Source organism: Pollutimonas rozaliensis (genome assembly GCF_048751585.1).
Classification (GTDB): Bacteria; Pseudomonadota; Gammaproteobacteria; order Burkholderiales; family Burkholderiaceae_B.
In genome coordinates, this window is the sequence record NZ_JAZHOB010000001.1 from 667,031 (window position 1) to 691,054 (window position 24,024).

The following is a 24,024-nucleotide window of genomic DNA, read 5'->3' on the forward strand; positions in this document are numbered from 1 at the left end:
GGTTTAGTCATCTCATCACAAAGGAAGGAAAGTCGACCTAAAACAAACTAGGCTTTGTCCTTCTTCTCAATCATGAGAGATTTAGGCGCAAACGTTTCGCAAAAAACCTCAACGCCAAATTTTATCGCCAAAGCCGCCGCACTTGCAGCGACCATAACGGCAGATATGCTAATTGAATTAAATGAAACCACAATTGCGCCCGTTATGTATTTCTTGTCGTAAACAGCTGCCAACCCCTGACTCCATGCTTTGTATACCTCACTATCTGAACTACATATCGACCGCCAAGCCACTCTTCTAAGAGCTGAGTTTGCTCTCTTTCCTAGCGACTCCTCATTCTCCTTATTCAATGGAGGTGGCAGCAACTTTATATCCGGCGCGGGCAGTCTCAACGTATACGCTCGCCTGACTACATCCAGAAGGTCGATCACCTGTGGCGGTACCGCCCTACCCATTTCGAGATATATTTGACTTTCCGATTTTGTTTTTATTAGATTTACGGTATGCCAGTCCACTTCTTCCAAGTCCAGCGAAGGTGCAAGCTCATCGACCAATCCAAGCAGTATGCTTTCCTCCTCTAGACGGGCTATAAGCCGCTCGTGGAATTGTTTTCTTTTTGACTCGGATCTAATGCAGCTTATATCGTCTACTGCTTTAGCAATCAGCTCTCTCGCCCTATCGATATTTCTTTCTCGCAAATAACATATCGCCAAAAGGGAGGTTGCCTCAAGATGCAATCTAGTGCGCGGACCACTTTTCTGGATATTTCCCTCAAAACCCAACTTAGCGAACGTGATGCTATTGGCCTCCATAGCGGTTTCGTAGAGCCAGTTCTTTGCTTGAAGCAAACGCGTTTCATGCCCTGTTGGCCGTAATAGGAGCTGTATCTCCGCCGTGATTAGCTTTGCTTCTCGTAAATTGGCAGACTTGACGCAGGACACAAGCCGTGGTTCTAAATTTGCCAGTTTCTCTTTTTGCTCTTTGGATAAGGGAGTCTTATAAGCCATGGAAATCGCCGCCGCACATTCGTGCATGATCGACGCGCATTGAAGTAGTTCACAATATGGGCGCCGCGCACATCACCCTATGTGAGCAATAGTAACGATAACCGTACGTTGTCGCTAGTTAGCCCGCGGTCGCTTGCAATCCAAAGTAGCCTATCAATTACCTTCAACATCAGCTACAACCATAAATATACAAAGCATGTCGGTAATGAATTGTCGGTACATCTCTGTGATCACTTGGATAGGAGCTGACAGAGACCACAGGCACGCGGCGTCAAGTGGTAGTTGAGTTGATCTATGAGGGCTTTGTCGCTGGCTGCCGCACACTTTGAATGCACATCATCAGCTCATACTGAAGCAAGATGATATATACAAGCCGAAAGGTCGGCAGACTTACCATTGAATTGAGCGATAAGATGGGCGGAAGTGCAAGTTGGAGCGGTGAGGGAATCGAATCTGCCATCCAACCCATCGATTGATAAAGGATCGTTTCCGCCTTGGAAGCGGGAATGTACCCGATTATGTACCAGCTTGATTGACATTGGCCAGGGGTTAGGATTGCCCTGTTTCGTTGACGACCATCATTGCTTTCTTGAGAACACAAATAGCACTTTAAGGTTCTCATCGGAGCGCTTAGCTGTAGTCCCCGATCCTCTGCCCCGTCATGCGTGCGATTCAGAAGCTCGGTAGCGACATCAACTTGGTTCACAGGCGACGCCCCCCCCTTCCAAGCATCGTTGACCAATCTAATGCTGGCCGCCCGCCAAATATTAATCTATTATGGACAAATTGAAGAAATATTGCCCATAATAGCGAACATGCCACGCAAACCACCTATCATCTTTCCTCAAGAACAGAGTCTCCTGTCCGCGCTAGGAGAGCGGCTGCGCCTTGCTCGCAAGCGACGCAAGCTAAGCAATGCCGTCGTAGCGCAACGAGCAGGAATTTCAAGGACCACCCTGTACAAGGTTGAAGCGGGTGATCCTGGGGCTACGCTGGGGTCCTATATTCGAGTTCTGGCCGTGCTTGGTCTTGAGGACGACCTCAACCAGCTTGGAGCCGACGACAGAGTTGGTCGGAAATTGCAGGACCTGGCGCTGGAGCCGGTGGCGCCCAAGCGCCGCAGCGCTACCCGCGCCAAGACCGTCAAGTCCTCATCAGCCTCAAACGGCGAAGAACCAACATGAGCACGCAGGACAACACCCTGGAAGTCTGGCTGGACGACGACCTTGGTTCTGCTCGCCAGGTCGGCACGCTTGCCCATGACCGCGGCCAGATCCGCTTCCATTACGAACGCGATTGGCTGAAGGATCCTCGCGCCTTCGCGCTGGACCCCGACCTATCTCTCGACGAACACCCCTTCTTTCCCAAACCGGAGCTAGGCAACTTCGGCATCTTCCTGGATTCGTCACCAGACCGATGGGGACAAACACTAATGAAGCGGCGCGAGGCCCTGCAGGCAAAGGATGAGCAACGCTCTCCCCGTACGCTATACGCCTGGGACTTCCTGATCGGCGTGCAAGACCTCACTCGCCAAGGCGCCTTGCGCTTTCGCCGGCCAGGTACGGAAGAGTTTCTTGGCAACGAAAAAATGGCGGCACCGCCAGTGACGACGCTACGAGAGTTGGAAGCTGTGGCATACCAGCTCAGCAACCGGCGTATCGACAATCTAGATGCATTACGCAAATGGCTAGCCGTGCTTGTCGCACCTGGCGCGTCTTTGGGCGGAGCCAGGCCAAAGGCCAACTTTACTGAAACCGACGGCTCACTCTGGATCGGCAAGTTCCCAGCCAAGGATGACGATCGAGACGTCGGGGCTTGGGAATATGTCGTTCACCAGCTCGCCCGAAAAGCGGGGATAGACGTACCGCCTGCGAAGCTCATCAAGTTAAACAACGACTTCCATACCTTCTGTGTCCAAAGGTTCGATCGCGCCAACAGTTCGCGACGCTTCTATGCCTCGGCGATGACATTGCTTCGCAAGACTCAAAGTGAAGGTACGAGCTATCTGGAATTGGCGCAGTTCATTCGAGCTCAGGGGGATGCCGAGCACGCGGATGCAGACTTGGAACAGCTATTCCGGCGCGTGGCGTTCAATGTCGCGGTTGGCAACCGCGACGACCACCTTCGCAATCACGGATTCGTGCTTGGCAAGACGGGATGGAGACTCGCACCCGCATTTGACGTCAATCCGAATATCGACAAGGCGGAGCATGTCTTGAATATTGACGACGCCGACAATCGACCTAGCCTAGAGACGGTCCTCAGCACGGCCGCATTTTATGGACTGGACGATGAGCAGACGTGGAAAATTGTGAAGGAGATAGTCGTGGTTGTCGATCATTGGCAGGACGCTGCTCGTCGGATGGGCATTAGCGGCGCGGATATTGATTTGACTGCAGGGGCGTTTTCGGCAAACAAAGCATAGAGAAGAAGGCAGCCGTGCGATTGGCTGCTTTCGGCCAAGCCTGCACGATGGTCGGGTGCTTGGCGCCCCATTGCCCCTCGGCAAAGGCCTGCAAAGCCATTTGCGCTTCTTGTTCGCTGGCGGCGGCATAGATGGGCCGCAGTGCCTGGGCAACGGGTTTGCGATCTTTCCAGCCGGTGTAAGTATCCTTACGCCATGGCACTTAGCCTCAACCCTTCACGAGACAAAACCTATTACTTCCAAAGCTGAAGCTATGCATATGAACAATAGACTTTCATCTACCAACAACCTGGCAGCTCTTCTTACAAAGCTATCCAACTCGCAGCCTTACCGTCCCTCAACACTCATTGGCCGTGAGCAACGAGTGCTGGAACGAGCCGCTAATTGGATGCTGGGGATTGCATGTGGACTTATCCTGCTTATCGTCCCGTTAGCTATGCACTTCCATTTCTGGGATCCCACGGCGCAATGGGTAAAAACGACAGCGCTCACCATTGCAATTGGCGCACAAATTCTCAGTCTACTGTCCGTCATCGTGCGTTCCATGGGCATATTGCTGCTAGCCCTCCGATGGAAAAGAATCACCCTAACAACATTGCTTCACGAAGTCGAGGTTAACGAAAGCCATGCGCTGAGCCTTACTGCGTTTAACGAAGATGTACGGGAGAGGGCTGAACAGCATCTGAGGCTGAAACTATCCCGCCTGGAAAGGCGCATTGGTGTAATACTCGGGGACAAAACCGCTGTACTTTCGTTAATAGTACTTACGATACCAATCGTGAAGGAAGCTGGCGGACTTTCTTGGATACGACAGGTAATCGACTCCAGCTACAATTTTACAAGCTGGGAGTCTCTTTCTCTTTATTTCTTCGCCTTTCTGCTCGGTATATCCCTAGGGGCCATAGGCCTTAAGATGCTTGCAGAGCGAATTCGATATCAATTGGAAATTCTTTCGCTTGCCCGGAAGCGTTGAGGTCTGATCACATCAGGGCCTTGACTCAACGTGACAGGGACTGTGCGAGCCGTATTTGGGGGATGGCCACTCTTTCTCCGCATATGGCGAAGAGTCCATTGCTGAAATTCTTGGAGCGGGTGAAGGAAACAGTAAAGTCCGCCTACCCCCTTGATTAACAAAGGTTTTATTCAGTTCGAATAGTGCGAATGTACCTAATAATGTACCCATCCATGACCACTATAATACGCGAAGTCTGGCGAAGGCCATAGAGAGCCGTCGAGTTCTACACAACGCTATCGAAAACATGCAGACCAATGCCAGAGCGACGCACAGTATTATTGAACGTTATTGAGCGGAAATAAGTTCGTAGTCGATCTCGGAGCAAACGGCGAGAGCTGCCGCTTTAACCCACCACGTCACGAAGCGAGGCCGTGCCAGCACAGCGCCGCGCCCGCTCGATAAACCGCGTGACCCTCTCCGAAGCGCCGTCGCAATAAAGCAGGAACGTTGTAATCGAGTGACCGTCTGCGTGAAGAGGTCTCGCGACGATACCGGCTTCTCGTGCCGCATCGATCCGAGAGCATGCGGCCAGCCCGACACCATAGCCGGCCGCTACCACAGTTGCCATGAACTCAAAACTGCGCGCCTGAGCTGCAACGTGTGGTGTCATTTCAGCCTTCACGAACAAGGCTTGCACGTAATAATGCATGGCCGCGCAGGCCTCGGAATGCCACATCACTACCGGATAGTCCGCAAGTGTAGACAACGGGATGGCTGCATAGGTCAGTAGTGGTGAGCGCGCTGGCATCAGGACCGCCAGTTCGTCATGCCAGAGCGGCTGCATCTTCAGGCCGTGTTCGGCTCCCACATCCAGGGTAAATCCGAGTTCGTAGCGTCTGTCTTTCAGACCCGCGATTTGCTCTGCTGGGGCAACCTCAGACAGTGCAACGGGCGTTTCAGGCTCCTCTATGCGTTGGCGAGCTAGGAGCGTTGCTAGCTGTGCGTGGATCGCGCCAAACGATACGGCGATTCGCAAAGGTCGCAGATCAGCGTTGGAGGGCATATTGTTCTCCTTATTCGCAGAGAACTGTCGTTCTTCGTTAAATACCGGAATAGTGCCAAAGTCTTCGCTAAAGCTGAACTAGCCGGACGACCGACATCTGGAGACAGACTGGGGCAGCTCATGCCTCCAACTACCGCCTAATGTCTTCTCCTCAAAACAAGAAGCTGGTTCAACACTTCCTTCACATTCTCTACGCTCCATTTCCGAGTCCGGGATTTAATGGACGAGCCCACGTTTAACGGTAACGGTCCAGGAACTAGCGGAGAACGACAGCGTAAGTCAAAAATAAGGCTTAAATCTTATCATGAGTTAAATTTAACGTGGTTTGATTTATGTCATCATACGAAGCTTCTGCAGATGCAGAAGCTTACTATTCAACGAGGCCGGCCCGCTGGCACCACCACCTATGAAGCAGGGCCAGCCATTGCGTTTGGCATGGCCGTGCGGACGGCAAGAACAGAGTTGGGCATCGCCCAAGAGACACTCGCCCACCTGGCGGGGATCGAGCGTTCGCACATGGGCAAGATCGAGCGTGGCGAACATATGCCGAACCTGGCGATTATTCTGCGTATCGCCAGGGCACTGAACAAAAGCGCGAGTGAACTGATAGCGGCCACTGAGAAAAATCTACAGACTGAAACCAACGCAACCGATGGGTAATATTGCTACGGCAATGACATGCCGTCAGCCTCTCCAAGTTGAATTCGCTCGATAAATCGACTCAATGGTTCAGAAACTCCAGCCTGAGGATATAGCAGATAGGTCATCAACGTCGCTTCTCCTTGCGGCCCTTCCAGAGCCCGAGCCACCACATCCGGGTGCTTGTACATGCCGATCTGGGTGGCAGTGGCAAAGCACAGACCATAGCCAGCGGCCACCAGAGTCAAAGCGATGCTCAAGGAACTAGCTTGCGCGATCACAATGGGTTCGGTGTTCACAATGCGCAGTAGTTTGACGATCTGCTGCAGGTAACCTTCGCACTCATGGGGATGACACATCACCAACGGGTAGCGCAACAACTCTTCCACCGGAATCTGTGCATGCACCAGCAAGGGATGACGTGCGGCCATGGCTACTACTAGTGGATCACTCCAGGCAGAATAAGCAACGATATCGTCTCCGGTTTCGGAGGAGCGAGCGAAGCCGGCATCAAACGCGCCTTTCCGTAGCCCTCGCAACTGCTCCGCTAGTGGTACGTCGAACAGGCGGATCTCCACTTCAGGATCCTCCTCACGGCAGCGCGCCAACAGCGCTGCTAGTCTAGGTTCCGCAGCTCCATCAGAGACGGCAATACGCAGCGTGCCGCGATAACCCGCTGCCGCTGCCTTAGCACTCGCCGTAGCTTGGTCGAGACTGGTAAATACCCGACGCACGTTCTGCAGAAAGACTTCACCAGCAGGGGTCAGATGCGTACCACGTCGATCGCGCTTAAACAGCAGCACGCCCAATTCGCCCTCTAGGTGCTTGATAGTACGCGACAGCGGTGACTGCTCAATGTTCAGCCGCTCAGCGGCACGAGCGAAGTGGAGCTCCTCAGCCAGTACGATGAAGGCACGTAAATGGCGTAGCTCCATGCTAAATCGCCACCGTCCGGCAGCCAAAGCATGACGACGGCTCGATCATGCTCTTGATCGGCTTGTAATATACGATGCCCCGGAGAATGTCGAACTGCGGGCACAATTTGAAGATCGAAACGTTAAAACCATTCTCTTTCAGCCTCGAACGTATGTACTGCTCATTAACAACCAAAGCATTAGCCCAAAGGGGCCCACCCATACTACGCTTGGCCTCGTCTACTCAACTCTCAGCCTTCGACAGTAATAAGTCACAAACGCGGCCATTTTCCGCGCCCGTCGTCTTGCCCAAGATGATGTTCGATGTGCACCCGATCCGCCGTCTAATGAAAGTTCTGCTCCTCATCGAACACAATGAAATTATGTAAATAACGCATCCCCACACCACAAGTGTCTCGTTAACCTCTCCGACACTGTCGCATATTGTTAGACCAAGCCTCTGTGCCGCGAGGACGGCGGCGATGAACGCCACCTCAAAACTCTACCTACACGACGATGACACAGTGGTGACGACATGATTACAAATCTGTAATGGAAATGATTTAAAACTTGATGACTTCCGGAGTACACGTTATGGGGGCTCCCTATTTCTCTGTATCGAACCTTGATGTAGATTCAGACAATATCGTGGCTTCTACACTGGTAACAACGAAGAACAAGCAACTGGACTTAATCGTCTCTGTGATTTCCAGCGTCAACAAGCGCTTGACCTTGCCACAATTGGAAGGTCCATCCTAACGACATCAAAATCTAATGAGAGGCAATTAAATATGACCACAAACACTAGTGGAGCGCTCACTACCGGGGGAGGTAATGCGCGCAGTGAACGATTGCTATGGATTCTCACCGGCGCCACATTTCTTATCTTTTTCCAGGCATATATGGTGGCACCACTGCTGCCGCGTTTGGCCGCTGTATTTCATGTGTCTGTGGAAATGGCTAGTCTGATGGTGCCCGCCTATCTCATTGCCTATGGCGTTGCGACGTTGTTTTACGGGTTGCTATCTGACAGGATCGGACGACGTCCGATCATGATCGCTTCGCTATCGGCGTTCATTCTTCTGACCGTTCTGACGGGATTTTCCCAATCAGCTGAGCAATTAACGACCGTGCGTCTACTGACCGGCCTTGGGGCCAGCGGCGTCGTACCGCTCGCTCTCGCACTGATTGGCGACCTGTTTCCCTACCGTGAACGGGGCCGCCCGCTGGGCTGGCTATTTGGTGCCATGGCCGGCGCATGGCGGTCGGCGCGGTCGCGGGTGTGATGCTCGAGCCGTTCATCACGTGGCGCGGCCTATTTTTTGGCGTGGCCGCAGCCGCTACGATGGTTCTCGCCTTTCTGTTGCCTTATCGTGATCTGTTGGGCAACAAAAGCGGCACCGCGAGGCCAACGCTTGGCACCCTGTTTGCCGGCTATCGTACCTTACTGGGCAGCTCACGTGGTCAGCGCACCTATGCCTACGTTGCGCTCAATGCGGTGTTTCATTTCGGCGTGTTCACTTGGCTTGGCGTGTATTTTTCGCGCAAATTTGGCTTAGGCGACGTCGGGATCGGCCTTGCACTTCTGGGCTACGGTATTCCCGGCTTCCTACTCGGCCCAGTCATCGGGCGGCTCGCCGACCGCTACGGCAGAAGCCAACTGATCCCCGTCGGATTGCTCATCGCCGGCGCCAGCGCCGCCGCGCTCTCACTCGACATGCCCCTCTGATCGGGGCGCCCATCTTAGTAACGCTGCTGTCGGTCGGTTACGACCTAACACAACCGCTGCTGGCCCGCATCGTGACCGACTTGGGGCCAAACCGCGGGCAAGCCATGGGCTTGAACGTGTTCACCCTGTTCGTCGGCTTCGGCAGCGGGAGCCTACTTTTTGGCGCGATGCTGCCGTTTGGCATCGAAACGGCACTCCACGTGTTCGGCGCTGGCGCCATCCTCCTCGGGATCCTCGCTGCCTTCCTCTTTCGCTCTGAAATGCATAAGTGACTCCCACCCCGAAATGGTTCACTCCGGTCTGAATTAGGACAGACCGGAAATGCTAGATCTTAGCTACGAGGGAATAACTCTTCCATTACATGGATAACACAATCATTGGATGAGGATGGTTTCATGCGATCTGTTTCATCAAGCTTTTGGTAAGCCTTCTGCACGAACGTCTGGTCGGGAACTGTAGGCATGCACATCGACCGTCGGAGCAGTCGAACTTATCGGTGGCTATAAAGCCGTCATCATTGCCTAGGCGAGCAATACGTGATTCACGTTGGAACAAAAGCTCGCTCGCAACCGTATTGGTATTCGTGATAATTAATATTCAATTAAAGCGTGGCGTTAGGAAGCGTAATCTCAAAAACCATTTGTCCATCCTCATCTTTTGCAGTAATAGTGCCGCCATGTGTGTCAATAATCGATTTGACAATGGCTAGACCTAAACCGGCTCCGTCGCCCTTGCGTTGGCGTGAAGGATCCGCGCGGTAAAACCGGTCAAACAACCTTGGAAGATGCTCGGGATTGATTGCTAACCCCGGGTTCGCAACACGTATAACCACCGTGTCGTTGCTGTTAGCCGCTAGTGAGACGGTGACTGCTCGCCCCGGAGGGGTATAACGTATGGCATTGGACAAAAGATTGCTTAGCGCGCGGCGCATCATCAATCTATCACCCTGAACACATACAACGGGACCTTTGCGTATCAAAGCAACAGAGCGTTCTTCGGCCCACGCTTCGAAGTAATCAAATAGCGCCTGCACTTCCGTGACCAAGTTCACGCTGACCAGCTCCGGTTTGAGCTGGTTATTATCGGCTTGTGCCAAAAACAGCATATCACCGACCATTTTGGCCATACGTTCGTATTCTTCCAAATTGGAATATAGAATTTCTCGATACTGCTCAATATCGCGCGATTGAGAGAGAGCGACTTCAGTCTGCGTCTTCAAATTAGTTATGGGCGTACGCAACTCATGAGCAATATCAGCCGAAAAATTCGAGAGGCGATGAAAGCCATCTTCAATGCGATCCAGCATGTCGTTGAATGACACGGCCAGCTCAGTTAGCTCCACTGGAACCGTACCAGGAACAAGCCGAATAAAAAGCTGATCAGATTTAATTCGACGAATCTCTTGGCTGATACGCCGTATCGGCGCATGCCCTTGATACACAGCAAGCCATGTCGCCAGAATGGCAATCAGACAGGCCACGGCCGTAATAATTCTCAGGTAACTGCGAAAGCTTTCAAGATAGTGCAGGTGAAAATTGATGCCAGTGGCCACAGCTAAAGTTAAAGGCTCGCCACCTGGAAGACCTTTGTTTATTAGCTGCACAACAGCTCCTCTATAGGTCTCTCCCTTATCCCGCCAGTTTTTTACCGAGTCAATGGTGATCACGCCCGTAGAGGGAGTCAACCGCGCAAAACCATCCAAATCCGAATTAGGCGTAGCGTAAATCACACTTCCATGGCTATCCGATACTCGAAACTGCGCATTACGATGACCTGAAATCGCAGCCGCTAATCGACGCTTCAATGCATCCGGTTCTTGAGTAGTTGGCGGCTCGGAGAGCGTCTGGGTCAGCGATTGAACAACAGCATTAAGCTCATCGACATCCTGCTGAACGAAGTGACTATTAATGGATCGTTGGACCATCCATCCAAACGTAAGAAGCACCACTGTTATGACTGCTCCAATGGATACGGTCAGGCGCAGGGCCAAGGACGCGGGGCGGCGTGCCATTCTTTTTAGCTCACGCTGCTGACATCAAGCATATAACCCATGCCGCGAACGGTATGAATTAGCTTGGGCTCAAAGGCGTCGTCGATTTTGGCGCGCAGGCGCCGAATTGCCACGTCAATGACGTTGGTATCGCTGTCAAAATTCATGTCCCACACCTGCGAGGCGATCAGAGAACGCGGTAACACTTCGCCTTGGCGACGCACCAAAAGCTCCAGAAGTGCGAACTCCTTGTTTGTCAGATTAATGCGTACCTCTTGCCGCCTCGCCCGCCGACGCGGGATGTCCAGCACCAGGTCGGCCACCTGCAACTGATCATTAAAGACCGGCGTGGTTCCTCGACGCAGTAACGTACGGACTCGTGCGAGCAGCTCCGAAAAAGCAAAAGGTTTAATCAAATAATCATCGGCGCCTAGTTCCAGGCCCTTAACACGATCCTCCACGCTATCGCGTGCCGTCAAAAACAATACTGGAGTAGCCGACTTCGCTTCGCGCAACGCTTGAACAATACGCCAGCCGTCAACATCTGGCAGCATGACATCCAAGATGATCAAATCATAATCCTCTGTCAGGGCGAGGTGGTGCCCGTCCAGACCCGTGCGGGCCAGATCGACTATAAAGCCGGACTCGACGAGCCCTTGACGTATGTATTCGCCAGTTTTTATCTCATCTTCAACGACGAGCAGTTTCATGGGATCGCTCCTGCGATGTACTTCAGTTTTGTGTCTGACTTAAGGGACCGCCCCTGACGTAGAAGCGTCAGAACTCATAGTAAGACTCTACACGCGTAAAACTGACAGCACGATGACGATCAGATTACAAAACTGTAATACAACAATATTTCGGACGAATTCATTTTTAGACGCCCTTGTGTTCACTGCAAAGTATCTTGCCTCAAAATCAAGATATAAAAACATGGAGCGTTGCATTAAGCTCGACATCGATTACGCACAAGCATTTCGTCTGCGGGACCAGGTACATTGAAGTCTGCAGTGAACTTACCCAAACGTTTTATCAGATAATTGCGAGCATCTGCGAGCCATTTCGCCAAGAATATGGCTCGCCTCAGATGAGTTACTAGGAGCATGATGCCGAAAACGCGCTAAAGCATGGAAAACGCCTAGCGCTCGGCGGCTTAACAGCGTCCGGCCCTAAAGTTTGAGCACCGGCGTATAGCCAACTTCTCGAATGGCACGTTCGATAACGTCTGCATTGGACTCTCCATCGATTCGAACCAAATGAGCGGGGAGATCAATCCTAACGCTGGCCGTCGGTGCCGTTTCTTTGACCACGCGCGTAATCGTATCCACGCAATGACCGCAAGTCATATCTTTCACTTCAAATTCAATCATTGTGCTGTCTCCTTAGGTAATGCAGCATAACAATACTAAACCTTGCCATTACGGCAATGTCAAGCTGGCCCAACGTGCCATTTACCGGCTTCCTCGGCAATCAGTTCACACGTTTGCAGCTCGCAGCGACCGCCGTTGCTATTCTTTTTGCCTTTAAATAACAACATGTTGCTTGACTACCGGGAGACGCAACGCGCGCATGACATAAATGTAATCGCGGCGTAATCGGACTGACAGCATGACTTCGCTACAGTGAATTCGCTACCGTCACTCAACGCTGCCGAGCGGATATGAATTAACCCGCCTATTTGAAGGATACGAAGATGAAATGTGATATGAAAACCATGCTGAAGGCGGCTCTTGGCCTAGCTGTCGCCATTGCCGTGGCGTACGCGACTTTTCCCGCCGCCCGTGAATGGCTTGCCGCCAGCGCCCCATTTTTGTTCTTTCTAATTTGTCCCTTGATGATGTTTTTCATGATGAAAGGTATGCACTCCTGCGACAAGGACCAAAGGGTGGAAAAAGCCCAAGCCGACAAAGCTCCCTCCACACCATCGGTCGGACACTCGCCGCTCAAAGACTAGCCGGCTCGCAGCCGTCCTACCCTACCCATAGCGGACTCCTGATGGGGTAGCACTTAGATTTACGGATATCACGTGATGAGTTCTAAAACGATTTTTACCAGCCTGGCGGCAACAAGCGTTGGCACGCTATTGATGTTCGGCGGAATCGGCGTAGCAACCGCAAGTACCGATCCATCCGTAGCCGATGCACAAGCCATAATGACTTTGGCACAGGCTGCGCCGATTAAACTCACGCACGTGCACGGGCTTGCCTATAGCACAGACGGTAAACAGTTGCTGATCCCGAGCCATCATGGCATCGCGGCGTATTCGAATGGTCAATGGACAAAGATGGCCGGCCCCGAGCATGATTACATGGGATTCGCCACCACCCGCGGGGCGTTTTACAGCAGCGGGCATCCCGCAACAGGCTCGAAGCTAATTAATCCGTTCGGCCTCATCAAGAGTACGGATGCGGGAAAAACTTGGCGACAGTTGGGGCTGGAAGGAGAGTCCGATTTTCATACCTTGGCCACAAGCTATGAAACCGATGCGGTGTACGTCCTGAATTATGGGCCTAATACCCGGATGCCCCAAGCTGGGCTGTATATGACTCAAACAGACGGCCTGGCATGGACGCGGGCAGCCGCTAACGGCCTAAGGGCCAAAATTAATAGCTTGGCGGTGCACCCGCGCGATGTCAACGTCGTTGCCGTGGGCGCTGCCGACGGGTTGTACTTGTCTCGTGACGCGGGCAACCATTTTGAGCCATTGGTCCAGAGCGCGCAGGTACTTGCGCAGTGGTTCGATCTGGATGGCGAGCACCTCTGGGTTAGCAGTTATGCAAATGTCCCCGTGCTAAGTCGCATGGACCTGAAGGACGGCGGAGTTATAGAAAAAATCGAGCTTCCCGCACTAGATGAAGACGCGGTGGCCTTTATTGCTCAAAACCCTACCCGCCACGAAGAACTTGCGATCGCGACCTTCAAGCGTAGCGTCTATATCAGTCAAGATCGTGGTGCGACCTGGCTACAGATTGCTAAAGGTGGCACGACGCTCGATAAGTAATCTCCTGACATCGTATCGTTTGGCATTCACATAGCGTAAAGCAATTTGAGTAGTTTCATGAGTAATAAACTGATAAAAATCCTTGTGATCGCACTGGCGGCGATTGGACTCATAGCCGTTTTTGCTTTTGTCGGCATGGGAGCCATGATGTTTTGGATGATGGGCACTTAACGCGAGCGTTACACGCTTAAGTGCCTCCCTGCTGCCAGTATCGAAAATGCAACCACACGGCCCAACCTGAAGAATACCTATGCATTACAAAAATGTAATGCCGGCGTCATTGGGCCGACATGCGCATTTCGTTAAAGTGCTAGTCATCAATTTAATTTGAGGCTTTGATCATCGAAGGATGATTGATGTCTGCCTCTTTCGACTTTGGGATACGCTCACATGAAACACCTGCTACCGTCCTCGCTTGCACTACCTATACTGCCCCGTCGCCGATTCGTTCAGGGCCTAGCGGCCGGCGGCGTATTGTTGGGCTTATCGCCCTTTGCCCGAGCTGCCGGAGTTCCGTCCGCCAAGACGAGCACCGGCTCAGCCGCTGTGCTGACGGGGACCGAGTTCAACCTGGAGATCGGTGAATCACCCGTCAACTTCACCGGCAACCCTCGCATGGCGACGACGGTGAATGGCTCGCTCCCTGCCCCAACGTTGCGTTGGCGCGAAGGCGATACGATCACTATTCGCGTCAAGAACCGCCTGAAGGAAGCCACCTCCATCCATTGGCACGGCATCATCCTGCCCTTCCAAATGGATGGCGTGCCAGGCATTAGCTTTGCGGGCATCGCCCCAGGGGAAACGTTTACCTACCGATTTAAAGTCGAACAAAGCGGCACGTACTGGTATCACTCCCATTCTGGCATGCAGGAGGCGACCGGCGTTTATGGGGCGATCATTATCGACCCGACACAAACCGACCCCATACGGGCGGATCGGGAGTACGTCGTTCAGCTCTCTGACTGGACCGACGAGGATCCGATGCGAGTCCTGGCCAAACTCAAGATGCAAGGCGACTACTACAACTACAACCAACCCACCGCCATTGATTTCTTCCAGGATGCCTCGCGAGATGGCCTAAAAGCTGCTATCGACAAGCGCAAGATGTGGAACGAGATGCGCATGAGCCCGACCGATTTGGCTGACCTGTCCGCGAACGTACTGACCTACCTGATGAACGGCACGACACCGGCGGGCAACTGGACGGGGCTGTTTCGAGCCGGAGAACAGGTCCGCCTGCGCTTTATCAACGGTGCAGCCAATACCTTTTACGATATACGCATTCCCGGCCTTCAGTTGACCGTGGTCCAGGCTGACGGCGTGAACGTAGAGCCTGTAACGGTCGATGAGTTCAGGTTCGGACCTGGGGAGACCTATGACGTGCTGGTACAGCCTAAAGACGACGTTTACACCGTATATGCGCAAGCCATGGACCGCACTGGATATGCCCGCGGCACCCTGGCTACGCGTGCCGGTCTCGAAGCGCCCGTGCCGGCGCTGGACCCTGCAGAATGGCTCACCATGGCGGACATGATGGGCTCAATGGGCGCGGGCATGGCAGGAATGAATCATGGCGCGCCCGGCCAATCGTCCATGGGAGGTATGGACCACGGCAATATGGCAGGGATGAACCATGGCAGCATGCAGGGCATGAATCACGCTGGAATGGCTGGCATGGCTGGCATGGATCATGGCGCAATGGCAGCGGCTGGTGCCAGCACCCAAGTGCGCCACGCCAAGACCGAGTATGGCCCAAGTATCGATATGCGGGTCGACATGCCGCGCACCAATCTGGACGATCCCGGCATTGGGCTGCGCAACAACGGCCGCCGAGTATTGACGCTGTCGGACCTGCACACTGTGGGAGGTGCGATGGATCCGCGCGGTGCAGAGCGTGAAATCGAGCTCCATCTGACCGGAAACATGGAACGCTATGCCTGGTCGTTCGACGGCGTTGAATATGGAAAATCGACGCCAGTCCATTTCCGCTACGGCGAGCGGGTCAGAGTCATATTGCACAACGACACCATGATGACGCACCCGATGCACTTGCACGGTATGTGGAGTGAGCTGGAGGCCCCCGACGGCAGCTTCCAAGCTCGCCGTCACACAATTCCCGTGCAGCCGGCGCAACGCATCAGCTTTCTCGTAACCGCCGATGCACTGGGTCGCTGGGCTTGGCACTGCCATCTGATGCTGCATATGGATGCGGGGATGTTTCGCGAAGTGGTGGTGGCATGAGCTCAATAAACGAGAAGAAGGGAATCTTGACCGTGAATACCCATATAAGAAAACGCATTCTTGGAGTCGCCATCGCAACGCTCGGTGCAACTCCGCTTTTTGCCTATGCCCAAGCGCATGACGCCCATAGTGGCCATACCGCCATGCCGGCCAATTCGGCGCCTGCCGATGCAGCAAGCATGCCTGGCATGGATCACAGCAAGATGAATATGCCTGGCATGGACCATGGCACGATGAAAATGAAGCCGACCACCGCGCCTAAGCCAGCAGAGTCCATGCCGGGTATGAACCATGGCCAAGCCAACACAGGTGCGACGGCCCCTGCTCACGATATGGGAGCAATGGATATGGGCGGTGGCGAAATGGACCACGGCGATATGCAGATGCAAGGCGGATCGGCGCCACCCGATGCCCGCGATCCGGATGCCTACTCCGATGGCTACGTGCGTAACGCGGGCAAGTATGCGTTGCCACCCTCAGATGCGCTGATCATGTCGGACATGCACAACTTCGGTTCCGTGAACTTCGACCGGTTAGAGTACGTCAGGGCGCGTGGCGAGGAGTGGGCGGCCTACGAAGGGGAGGCCTGGTACGGCAGCACCTATAACCGCGCCGTCATCAAAGCGGAAGGCGAAGTAGCGAGCGGAAAATTACAGGAATCCGAGACGCAGTTGCTGTGGCGTCATGCGGTTTCAACGTTCTGGGATACGGAACTGGGCGTGCGATTCGACCATGCTCAGGGCGCGCCCAACCGGGAATGGCTGGCATTCGGCTTTAAAGGACTTGCGCCTTACTGGTTCGAGGTGGATGCCACCGCCTATGTCGGCTCCAGCGGACGAACCGCTCTGGGGCTGAAGGCGGAGTATGACATTTTGCTTACCCAGAAGCTCTACCTTCAACCAAGCGTGGAAGTAAATTTCCACGGCAAGGACGATGAACGCTGGGGCATTGGCAGCGGCCTGACAGACGGTACTGCGGGCTTGCGTCTCAAATACGAAGTCACGCGTCAGTTTGTTCCTTACGTTGGCGTGGAATGGTCCAGCAAATTCGGAAAAACGGCGGATTACGCGCGCGCGGCGGGCGACTCCAAGCAGGAAACCCGTTTCGTGGCCGGTTTGAGTTTTCGCTTTTAACTGTTGTACCAGGGAACATCAAGCCTGATGCTCTTATTTTTCCCTTATCCAAAAGTGATTTTGATGAAAAAGACACTATCTATACTGATATTAAGCACGTTACCCGCCCTGGCATTAGCCGCCGGAAGCCATGGTGGAGGTCATGAGATGAAAGACGGCACCATGATGCAAGGTCATGACATGTCCAGCATGAACAAAGGTGACTCGGCTGTGGGACAACCTGGCGACGCCGCCAAGGTCACGCGTACGATCGAGCTCGTCATGGACGACACTATGCGTTTCGCTCCAAGCCAGTTCAACGTCAAGCCTGGCGAGACGGTCCGTTTTTTCATGAAGAACAACGGCAAGATTCCTCATGAAATGGTGATCGGCTCCGTTGCAGAACTCAAAGAGCATGCCGCCATGATGCAAAAAATGCCGGGAATGAAACATGCAGAGCCCAATATGATCACGGTCAATCCTGGCCAAAAAGGTGGTCTCGTCTGGCAGTTTCCTCAGACCGGAACCGTTGACTTTGCCTGCCTTCTTCCTGGGCACATGGAAGCGGGCATGATTGGTAAGGTAAAAGTCGGATAAGGTGACGTAAAGGCGGCGCCTTATGGCCAGATTATTCATCCACTGCGTGATGGATTACTAGGCACAGTAGCTACAATGCGTTCCCCCCAGAGCGGCAGCACTGCGTATGCAGTGCTGCCAATGCTTATTTCTCCCACACGAATCACAGTCGATCCAGCCACAAAAGGCGAACTACGCTCTAGCATTATCCAAATATTTTCTATATGACATGCATACGATATTAAAAAGCCTGCTTCTCGTCTTCGGTTATCTTCTAACGAATAGCGCCGTGGCATCGGACGTCAGACTGACTTCTATTATCGAAAGCCCTGTTCACACACTCGGCAAACACGCTCATAAGGCGATCCCTCGACTCGAGAGCTTGCGTAAGATGTTTCTTGCCACGCCGCTGATCGAACGCGCGCGTATCAACTCATCCTTTGGCTACCGGCTGCATCCCGTATCAGGCAAGTGGGCAGGCCATCAGGGTCTTGACTACCCCGCCCCAAAAGGTACTCCCATCCGCGCAACGGCTCAGGGAAAAATCTCTTTCATTGGTGTCCAAAATGGATATGGCAAAGTGATTTTCATAGAGCATGATAATGAGTATTCCACTGTCTATGCGCATCAAAGCCGCTTTAAGAAAGGCCTAAGAAAAGGTGTCAACATAGAAAAGGGACAAATCATTGGCTATGTCGGTTCAACCGGAACATCCAGTGGCCCTCATTTGCATTATGAGCTGCGCGTCAACAATCAACCGGTAGACCCCATCCAAGAAAAACGGCAACTTGCCTCCTATGTCCAAAGATGAAGTTACCTTGTGCGGCCGGCGTAGCGATAGCCCGCAAATTACATTGATTGATCGTGCAACAAAGTGAGTGGGATAGTTCCAATGGCAATAACTGTGAAAAAAGCGGGCGTAATTACCGGAGTGCTTGGTTTACTGGCGCTCGGTGCCGGCTTGTTTATGTATGAACCCTTGATGAGCTCAAGATCGGCATTTATTGACCCTTCCGATCGAGAACTTGTCGCCAACGGCAAAGAAATCTACGCCAACAACTGCGCATCTTGCCATGGCGCAAAGTTGGAGGGCCAGCCTGACTGGCGTATCCGGCAAGCCAATGGTCGTTTGCCTGCGCCGCCGCATGATGAGACCGGGCACACCTGGCATCATCCCGATGCCGTTTTAATTGACATTACTAAAAATGGCCTGGTCCCTGGCGTGACAGCCCCACCCGAGTATGTGAGCGATATGCCCGCCTATGGCAAGTTGCTGACCGATCACGACATCCGGGCGGTGCTCGCTTATATCAAAAGCTCCTGGCCCAAGCAGGCGTTAGCGGCTCAAAAAGAAATCACGCAACAACGGCCACAGTAACTCATTGGGCGCGCTAGCCGTTTATTTTGCTTTACGTAACCGCAAGGCGTTCGTCACCACCGAAGCTGAACTTAAGCTCATCGCCAGGGCGGCAAACATGGGTGAGAGCAATAACCCCGTCCATGGATACAGCACGCCCGCCGCCAGCGGCACGCCCAAAGCGTTATAAACAAAAGCAAACCCCAGGTTTTGCTTCATATTCGCGATGGTCGCGTCAGACAGATGACGGGCAATCGAGATTCCTCGCAAATCGCCTTTCACCAGCGTGACCTGGGCGCTGTTCATGGCGACATCGGTACCAGTACCCATGGCAATGCCGACGTTGGCTTTAGCCAGCGCGGGCGCATCGTTAATGCCGTCGCCCGCCATCGCCACGATATGCCCTTGGCCCTGAAGCTTTGTAACCAGATCGAGCTTATCGGCCGGCTTTACCTCACCATGAAATTCGTCGATACCCAAGCGCTGCGCCACAGCCTTAGCTGTCGACACGCCGTCGCCCGTGGCCATGATGACGCGGATACCGGCCGCTTTCAGTTCGTCCACGGCTTCTTTGGTGCTGGCTTTGATAGGGTCGGACACGGCAAGTAGACCCAGCAAGTCGCCGTTCGCAGCTAGATACATGACGCTCGCGCCTTGCATACGCAGGTTATCTGCCTTCTCGCTTAGTATCGCCACATCGACGCCTTCGTGCAGCATCAGCGCGGTATTACCGAGCGCCAGACGTTTGTTCTCAACGTATCCGCGAACGCCAATCCCGGAGCCCGACTCAAATTCATCTACCGTGGCTAATGCTAATCCCTGCTCTCGCGCGGCACTAACGATAGCGTCGGCCAGCGGGTGCTCGCTGCCTTGATCCAGGCTAGCAGCCAAGCGCAGCACCTCGTCGGCGCTAACGCCCTGGACGGCAACCGCTTGCTCAAACGTGGGCCGCCCTTCGGTCAAGGTGCCAGTCTTATCGACGATCAAAGTATCCACCTTGCGAAAGTTCTCGATGGCGGCGGCATCGCGGAACAAGACGCCGTGCGTCGCACCACGACCCGTCGCCACCATGATCGACATGGGTGTCGCCAAGCCTAGCGCGCACGGGCAAGCAATGATCAGTACAGCCACCGCATTGATCAGACCGTACACCCAACTGGGCTGTGGCCCCCAGAATCCCCACACGAAAAACGTTATCACGGCGATGGCAACCACCGCCATGACAAAATAGCCGGCCACATGATCGGCCATGCGTTGCATAGGCGCTCGGGAGCGCTGCGCTTGCGCCACAAGCTGCACGATTTGGGACAGCACGGTGGCCGCGCCCACTTTCTCGGCACGTATCACCAGTGCGCCCGATGTATTCATCGTGGCGCCAATGACTTTATCGCCCACGCGTTTGCTGACGGGTAGCGGCTCACCTGTAAGCATGGATTCGTCAATGGAGCTTGCGCCCTCCTCTACCGCCCCGTCCACCGGCACTTTTTCACCTGGACGCACACGCAAGCGATCGCCTTCATGCACATGAGTCAAGGGCACATCTTCTTCAGTACCATCAGGCAAGATGCGCCGGGCCGTCTTCGGGGCCAATCCCATTAGCGACTTGATGGCCGCCGAGGTCTGCGAGCGAGCTTTCAATTCAAGGATTTGTCCGAAAAGCGTCAAGGAGATGATGACAACCGCCGCTTCAAAATATACTGCGATGCGTCCCATGGACAAGAACGTGTCGGGAAACACTTCCGGCGTAACCGTCGCCACGACGCTATAGATAAAAGCCGCCGCTGTTCCCAAGCCGATGAGCGTCCACATATTGGGGCTACGGTTAATCACCGACTGAACGCCGCGCACAAAGAACGGCCAGCCAGCCCACAGCACGACAGGCAAGGAAAGCACCAGCTCGATCCAACTTTGGGCGGTCATGCCAAACCAGCCAAACTGGTGGCCAAACATGGCCAGCGTCGTGACGATTATCGTTAAAGGCAAGGTCCACCAAAACCGGCGGGTAAAGTCCGCCAACTCGGGATTATCGTCATCGAGTGTAGGCATAAGCGGTTCCAGCGCCATGCCGCACTTAGGACAGTTTCCAGGGTGATCTCGGCGAATCTCGGGATGCATCGGACAGGTATAGATCGTGCCCGGTGCGGCTGCCTGAGTTGATTGCTCGCTCGATTGGCTTTTAGAGAGATATTTGGCCGGATCCGCACTGAATTTGGTCTGACAACTAGTGCTGCAGAAATAAAGCGACTGACCGTCGTGCTCAAGATGGTGTGGCGATTGTTCGGTCACCGACATTCCGCACACGGGGTCTTTTAACGCCGAGGCTGAGGACCCAGGCAATTTAGCGTGGCTGTTGCCCGCTTGCGTTGATCCGCCGTTTAAGTCACCTGATTGGCCGTGATGGGCGTGATCGTGGTCGTGTGATGTCATGACGTGGCCGCTTTCCAATTTAGTATTGGGCTACGCTGGCGATTATCACCATCTTGAAACAGCGTAGAGCCAGAATTCGTGATCGATGGCATGTATATTAATCATGCCACACTTTACTGTTCGCGAAACTGACAGTTTGCTGTCAACAGCATTACACTTTTGTCATGCTGCGCGATCGCGATGCCAGTTCTTTCTGGCGAGAACTCCATTTGAGCGAAGGACCCAACAGTCCGATGACGCTAGCATGACGAATACGCCGTGATTCGGTTTATCCAAGCAATGTAACTGCACCCGGGAAATGGCTCAACCAGGCACAGGAATTGCTGGCGGGGCAAAAAGTCTGCGGAGTCAGTGCGGGCTCAAACACGTTCGTCATTGCTCCCAGATTCCCATGATCGCTCAACCTATCGATTACTTTCTTATTGTCTGGTTTGCTCTAGCGGCTTTATCCACGGCCTACGTGGCGTGGGATCAGTTTCGCCATAATCCCGAGCCGGTGGTAATGAAGTGGGGTTTCGTATTGGTGACCCTCTATATGGGGCCAATTGGCTTGCTGCTATATGTGATGGCCGATAAAGAGCCCGGACCAGGCGAGCATGAACAATTCATCAAGCCGCTGTGGAAACAAGGCGCAGGTTCGACCATTCATTGCGTGGCGGGCGACGCCACTGGCATTATCCTGGCGGCGGTAGTCACGGCAGCGCTGGGCTTGCCTATGTGGCTGGATCTCATCGTTGAGTATGTAGCGGGATTCGCGTTTGGTCTTTTCATCTTCCAGTCTCTTTTCATGAAAAACATGATGGGCGGCAGCTACTGGGACAATGTCAAAAAATCATTCATGCCCGAGTTTATCAGTATGAATGCCATGATGGCAGGCATGGCCCCCGTCATGACGCTGCTGATGATGGGGCGCGACATGAGGGCGATGGAGCCGACCGAACTGCTTTTCTGGGGAGTCATGTCAATAGGCGTGATTGCCGGTTTTGTCGTGACTTATCCGGTCAATGTCTGGATGGTTTCCAGGCGGATGAAACATGGCTTAATGACCGAACGCCAAAACAAAACCGCACAGACAAAGAATCATGGCCACACTGGTGGCGGCCATGATTCGGCAAAGTCGTCTCCAGGTGACCATCACGCTATGCAGCCTAACGTGACACGCCCACAATTAGCAGCTGTCACGATGGCCACCGGCTTAATGCTATTGGCTGGCATGACGTTTCCGGCGCTGTTTGTGAACATGCGCCTGTCTGCCCGCGACGTAGGAGGAGCGATTATGCCGCCAGGCATGATCATGGGGTGGGACACGCCGGGTGCCGCCATGCGCGATATGGCAGCCATCGCACCGCGCTTGGTCGCGCATACCGCCGCGCAAGACGCCCAAGGCGATACAGCACTTGAACCTCGTATTGAAAACGGTGTCAAGGTTTTTGATCTGGAAGCAAGCGTTGTGCGTTGGAACATCCTGCCCGACGTACAAGTGGAAGGCTATGCGTTCAATCGCCAGATTCCGGGTCCACGGCTGCGCGTCACTGAAGGCGATAGGGTCCGTATCAATGTCACCAATAAACTACCGGAATCGACGACAGTACATTGGCATGGCTTGATCCTGCCCAATGAAATGGATGGACCGGCCAACATTACCCAAAAGCCAATTGCTCCTGGCGGTAAATACGTTTACGAGTTCACGACCGAACAATCCGGTACTTATTTTTATCATACGCATGACCATGTCGATCGGCAGCAAGCCTTCGGCCTATATGGCGCACTCATTATCGACCCAAAGAACCGCGATGAAGAACCCCGGGCCAACCATGAGTATATATTGCAGTTACAGGAGTGGCTCGAGCGCGAAGGGTTGACCTACCCTGCCATGCTGATGGAAGGAGCCTTGCCCAATTACTTAACTATCAATGGCAAAGCATACCCGGCCACGGACACGGTGAAGATGAAAGTGGGCGAGACGATCAAATTGCGCTTCATCGGCAGTAATAACAATTTTGTGCATCCCATGCATGTTCACGGTGGGCCTTTTACCGTGGTTGCCCGCGATGGAAATGTGTTGCCCACCGCGGCGCGCTTCGAAGCCGATACAGTCAACGTCGGCCCAGGGCAACGCTATGACGTCATATGGACGGCGCGCCGTCCGGGAAAATGGATTGTGCATTGTCACATTCCGCACCATACGACCAACAACAATGTAGAACAAGAAGGCGCCGGGGGCCTGACCATGGTCCTGGACGTCCAAGCTTAGCCCATTCTGTTTGAACCGCAGAGCCTGATCGGTTAATGGCGGCTACGATTGAGCGACCTTCTCCATGGCGAAGGCCGTTAGCATCAACCATGCATGATGCGGACTCACCACTAGGGCGCTGTAGATATGGCCGAGGTAGAGCTAAAAAGGTCAAGATCCAGAGATGACACAGATGGCCAAAGAAATCATCGCTGACCAGAAAAAAGAAATCGCGAGGTTTGATGAATGGCTCGCTACGCACCCAAAGCCATCGAAATGGGCCTGTCAGTAATTTCGTGTTCAAGGCATAACATGCGTCCAAGGAGCATTTATGCCACGCAACCCGAAGTCCAAG

The 24,024-nt window shown here is 53.6% G+C and carries 22 protein-coding genes and 2 pseudogenes; 16 read left to right on the forward strand and 8 right to left on the reverse strand.

Annotated elements, in window-relative coordinates:
• Positions 1–47: 47 nt before the first annotated feature.
• On the reverse strand, positions 48–1,007 hold the full coding sequence (locus V0R37_RS03120; protein ID WP_420373099.1) for a hypothetical protein: 960 nt from the start codon (positions 1,005–1,007) through the stop codon (positions 48–50).
• 746 nt (positions 1,008–1,753) lie between these two features.
• On the opposite strand from V0R37_RS03120, the gene V0R37_RS03125 reads away from it, so the two are divergent.
• Together V0R37_RS03125 and V0R37_RS03130 are read left to right on the forward strand one after the other, a co-directional pair.
• Positions 1,754–2,191: a helix-turn-helix domain-containing protein gene (locus V0R37_RS03125; protein ID WP_420373100.1), complete on the forward strand. Its 438-nt coding sequence runs from the start codon at positions 1,754–1,756 to the stop codon at positions 2,189–2,191.
• The gene (locus V0R37_RS03130; RefSeq protein ID WP_420373101.1) at positions 2,188–3,432 is read left to right on the forward strand and encodes a type II toxin-antitoxin system HipA family toxin; all 1,245 of its coding nucleotides are present in this window, start codon (positions 2,188–2,190) and stop codon (positions 3,430–3,432) included. The genes V0R37_RS03125 and V0R37_RS03130 overlap by 4 nt, the downstream gene beginning before the upstream one ends.
• Before the next feature lies 1 nt (position 3,433).
• Here V0R37_RS03130 and V0R37_RS03135 read toward each other — a convergent pair.
• Positions 3,434–3,613: pseudogene (locus tag V0R37_RS03135) on the reverse strand (transposase); the annotation flags it as partial.
• A 78-nt stretch (positions 3,614–3,691) separates the two neighbouring features.
• Here V0R37_RS03135 and V0R37_RS03140 point away from each other — a divergent pair.
• Positions 3,692–4,405: a hypothetical protein gene (locus V0R37_RS03140; protein ID WP_420373102.1), complete on the forward strand. Its 714-nt coding sequence runs from the start codon at positions 3,692–3,694 to the stop codon at positions 4,403–4,405.
• Between the two features lie 385 nt (positions 4,406–4,790).
• On the opposite strand, the gene V0R37_RS03145 is transcribed toward V0R37_RS03140, so the two are convergent.
• Entirely contained in the window at positions 4,791–5,450 is a 660-nt protein-coding gene (locus tag V0R37_RS03145) for a LysR family substrate-binding domain-containing protein (protein WP_420373103.1), read from the reverse strand.
• A 357-nt stretch (positions 5,451–5,807) separates the two neighbouring features.
• Here V0R37_RS03145 and V0R37_RS03150 point away from each other — a divergent pair, with 357 nt between their 5' ends.
• Complete coding sequence (locus V0R37_RS03150) at positions 5,808–6,110, forward strand: helix-turn-helix domain-containing protein (protein WP_420373104.1); 303 nt, start codon at positions 5,808–5,810, stop codon at positions 6,108–6,110.
• Positions 6,111–6,115: 5 nt separating this feature from the next.
• Here V0R37_RS03150 and V0R37_RS03155 read toward each other — a convergent pair whose 3' ends face one another.
• Complete coding sequence (locus V0R37_RS03155; RefSeq protein ID WP_420373105.1) at positions 6,116–7,024, reverse strand: LysR family transcriptional regulator; 909 nt, start codon at positions 7,022–7,024, stop codon at positions 6,116–6,118.
• Between the two features lie 731 nt (positions 7,025–7,755).
• On the opposite strand from V0R37_RS03155, the gene V0R37_RS03160 reads away from it, so the two are divergent.
• From V0R37_RS03160 to V0R37_RS03170, 3 genes are all read left to right on the forward strand, one after another.
• Positions 7,756–8,289 carry an MFS transporter gene (locus V0R37_RS03160; protein ID WP_321329988.1) on the forward strand — a complete coding sequence of 178 codons (534 nt, stop codon included), beginning with the start codon at positions 7,756–7,758 and terminating at the stop codon, positions 8,287–8,289.
• Positions 8,262–8,732, forward strand: a complete 471-nt coding sequence (locus V0R37_RS03165; RefSeq protein WP_321329739.1) for an MFS transporter — start codon at positions 8,262–8,264, stop codon at positions 8,730–8,732. The genes V0R37_RS03160 and V0R37_RS03165 overlap by 28 nt, the downstream gene beginning before the upstream one ends.
• 104 nt (positions 8,733–8,836) lie before the next feature.
• Positions 8,837–9,004: a hypothetical protein gene (locus V0R37_RS03170; protein ID WP_321329740.1), complete on the forward strand. Its 168-nt coding sequence runs from the start codon at positions 8,837–8,839 to the stop codon at positions 9,002–9,004.
• Positions 9,005–9,333: 329 nt separating this feature from the next.
• Here the strand turns inward: V0R37_RS03170 and V0R37_RS03175 are convergent, their stop codons facing one another.
• The 3 genes from V0R37_RS03175 to V0R37_RS03185 form a co-directional block, all read right to left on the reverse strand.
• Positions 9,334–10,743, reverse strand: coding sequence for a Cu(+)/Ag(+) sensor histidine kinase (locus tag V0R37_RS03175; RefSeq protein ID WP_321329742.1), 1,410 nt, complete (start codon positions 10,741–10,743; stop codon positions 9,334–9,336).
• Between the two features lie 5 nt (positions 10,744–10,748).
• The gene (locus V0R37_RS03180) at positions 10,749–11,432 is read right to left on the reverse strand and encodes a heavy metal response regulator transcription factor (protein WP_420373106.1); all 684 of its coding nucleotides are present in this window, start codon (positions 11,430–11,432) and stop codon (positions 10,749–10,751) included.
• Positions 11,433–11,891: 459 nt separating this feature from the next.
• Entirely contained in the window at positions 11,892–12,092 is a 201-nt protein-coding gene (locus V0R37_RS03185) for a heavy-metal-associated domain-containing protein (protein ID WP_269495750.1), read from the reverse strand.
• Positions 12,093–12,427: 335 nt separating this feature from the next.
• Between V0R37_RS03185 and V0R37_RS03190 the strand changes: the two genes are divergently transcribed.
• The 7 genes from V0R37_RS03190 (at position 12,428) to V0R37_RS03220 (ending at position 19,030) form a co-directional block, all read left to right on the forward strand.
• The gene (locus V0R37_RS03190) at positions 12,428–12,676 is read left to right on the forward strand and encodes a DUF2933 domain-containing protein (RefSeq protein ID WP_269495747.1); all 249 of its coding nucleotides are present in this window, start codon (positions 12,428–12,430) and stop codon (positions 12,674–12,676) included.
• Between the two features lie 75 nt (positions 12,677–12,751).
• Positions 12,752–13,723: a F510_1955 family glycosylhydrolase gene (locus tag V0R37_RS03195; RefSeq protein WP_269495744.1), complete on the forward strand. Its 972-nt coding sequence runs from the start codon at positions 12,752–12,754 to the stop codon at positions 13,721–13,723.
• A gap of 390 nt (positions 13,724–14,113) precedes the next feature.
• Positions 14,114–15,964, forward strand: a complete 1,851-nt coding sequence (locus V0R37_RS03200) for a copper resistance system multicopper oxidase (RefSeq protein ID WP_269495742.1) — start codon at positions 14,114–14,116, stop codon at positions 15,962–15,964.
• Positions 15,965–16,152: 188 nt separating this feature from the next.
• Positions 16,153–17,097 (forward strand): copper resistance protein B, encoded by a 945-nt coding sequence (locus V0R37_RS03205; RefSeq protein WP_420373107.1) that lies wholly within the window; start codon positions 16,153–16,155, stop codon positions 17,095–17,097.
• Between the two features lie 63 nt (positions 17,098–17,160).
• The gene (locus tag V0R37_RS03210) at positions 17,161–17,673 is read left to right on the forward strand and encodes a cupredoxin domain-containing protein (protein WP_420373135.1); all 513 of its coding nucleotides are present in this window, start codon (positions 17,161–17,163) and stop codon (positions 17,671–17,673) included.
• A 208-nt stretch (positions 17,674–17,881) separates the two neighbouring features.
• The gene (locus V0R37_RS03215; protein ID WP_269495737.1) at positions 17,882–18,463 is read left to right on the forward strand and encodes a M23 family metallopeptidase; all 582 of its coding nucleotides are present in this window, start codon (positions 17,882–17,884) and stop codon (positions 18,461–18,463) included.
• A gap of 81 nt (positions 18,464–18,544) precedes the next feature.
• The gene (locus V0R37_RS03220; protein ID WP_118995011.1) at positions 18,545–19,030 is read left to right on the forward strand and encodes a c-type cytochrome; all 486 of its coding nucleotides are present in this window, start codon (positions 18,545–18,547) and stop codon (positions 19,028–19,030) included.
• 21 nt (positions 19,031–19,051) lie between these two features.
• On the opposite strand, the gene V0R37_RS03225 is transcribed toward V0R37_RS03220, so the two are convergent.
• On the reverse strand, positions 19,052–21,436 hold the full coding sequence (locus V0R37_RS03225; protein WP_420373108.1) for a heavy metal translocating P-type ATPase: 2,385 nt from the start codon (positions 21,434–21,436) through the stop codon (positions 19,052–19,054).
• Between the two features lie 391 nt (positions 21,437–21,827).
• Here V0R37_RS03225 and V0R37_RS03230 point away from each other — a divergent pair, with 391 nt between their 5' ends.
• Together V0R37_RS03230 and V0R37_RS03235 are read left to right on the forward strand one after the other, a co-directional pair.
• The gene (locus tag V0R37_RS03230) at positions 21,828–23,690 is read left to right on the forward strand and encodes a multicopper oxidase domain-containing protein (protein WP_420373109.1); all 1,863 of its coding nucleotides are present in this window, start codon (positions 21,828–21,830) and stop codon (positions 23,688–23,690) included.
• A gap of 160 nt (positions 23,691–23,850) precedes the next feature.
• A pseudogene (locus V0R37_RS03235) lies at positions 23,851–23,961 on the forward strand (hypothetical protein); the annotation flags it as partial.
• Positions 23,962–24,024: the final 63 nt, after the last annotated feature.

Excerpts from the sequence above, each read along its gene's own strand:
- V0R37_RS03145 (WP_420373103.1), bottom strand. The coding sequence starts at position 5,450 with ATGCCCTCCAACGCTGATCTGCGACCTTTGCGAATCGCCGTATCGTTT.
- V0R37_RS03150 (WP_420373104.1), top strand. The coding sequence starts at position 5,808 with ATGCAGAAGCTTACTATTCAACGAGGCCGGCCCGCTGGCACCACCACC.
- V0R37_RS03165 (WP_321329739.1), top strand. The coding sequence starts at position 8,262 with ATGGCGGTCGGCGCGGTCGCGGGTGTGATGCTCGAGCCGTTCATCACG.
- V0R37_RS03155 (WP_420373105.1), bottom strand. The coding sequence starts at position 7,024 with ATGGAGCTACGCCATTTACGTGCCTTCATCGTACTGGCTGAGGAGCTC.
- V0R37_RS03205 (WP_420373107.1), top strand. The coding sequence starts at position 16,153 with ATGGATCACAGCAAGATGAATATGCCTGGCATGGACCATGGCACGATG.
- V0R37_RS03140 (WP_420373102.1), top strand. The coding sequence starts at position 3,692 with ATGAACAATAGACTTTCATCTACCAACAACCTGGCAGCTCTTCTTACA.
- V0R37_RS03130 (WP_420373101.1), top strand. The coding sequence starts at position 2,188 with ATGAGCACGCAGGACAACACCCTGGAAGTCTGGCTGGACGACGACCTT.
- V0R37_RS03125 (WP_420373100.1), top strand. The coding sequence starts at position 1,754 with ATGCTGGCCGCCCGCCAAATATTAATCTATTATGGACAAATTGAAGAA.
- V0R37_RS03195 (WP_269495744.1), top strand. The coding sequence starts at position 12,752 with ATGAGTTCTAAAACGATTTTTACCAGCCTGGCGGCAACAAGCGTTGGC.
- V0R37_RS03170 (WP_321329740.1), top strand. The coding sequence starts at position 8,837 with ATGGGCTTGAACGTGTTCACCCTGTTCGTCGGCTTCGGCAGCGGGAGC.
- V0R37_RS03180 (WP_420373106.1), bottom strand. The coding sequence starts at position 11,432 with ATGAAACTGCTCGTCGTTGAAGATGAGATAAAAACTGGCGAATACATA.
- V0R37_RS03190 (WP_269495747.1), top strand. The coding sequence starts at position 12,428 with ATGAAAACCATGCTGAAGGCGGCTCTTGGCCTAGCTGTCGCCATTGCC.
- V0R37_RS03200 (WP_269495742.1), top strand. The coding sequence starts at position 14,114 with ATGAAACACCTGCTACCGTCCTCGCTTGCACTACCTATACTGCCCCGT.
- V0R37_RS03185 (WP_269495750.1), bottom strand. The coding sequence starts at position 12,092 with ATGATTGAATTTGAAGTGAAAGATATGACTTGCGGTCATTGCGTGGAT.
- V0R37_RS03120 (WP_420373099.1), bottom strand. The coding sequence starts at position 1,007 with ATGGCTTATAAGACTCCCTTATCCAAAGAGCAAAAAGAGAAACTGGCA.
- V0R37_RS03230 (WP_420373109.1), top strand. The coding sequence starts at position 21,828 with ATGATCGCTCAACCTATCGATTACTTTCTTATTGTCTGGTTTGCTCTA.
- V0R37_RS03215 (WP_269495737.1), top strand. The coding sequence starts at position 17,882 with ATGCATACGATATTAAAAAGCCTGCTTCTCGTCTTCGGTTATCTTCTA.
- V0R37_RS03225 (WP_420373108.1), bottom strand. The coding sequence starts at position 21,436 with ATGACATCACACGACCACGATCACGCCCATCACGGCCAATCAGGTGAC.
- V0R37_RS03175 (WP_321329742.1), bottom strand. The coding sequence starts at position 10,743 with ATGGCACGCCGCCCCGCGTCCTTGGCCCTGCGCCTGACCGTATCCATT.
- V0R37_RS03220 (WP_118995011.1), top strand. The coding sequence starts at position 18,545 with ATGGCAATAACTGTGAAAAAAGCGGGCGTAATTACCGGAGTGCTTGGT.
- V0R37_RS03210 (WP_420373135.1), top strand. The coding sequence starts at position 17,161 with ATGAAAAAGACACTATCTATACTGATATTAAGCACGTTACCCGCCCTG.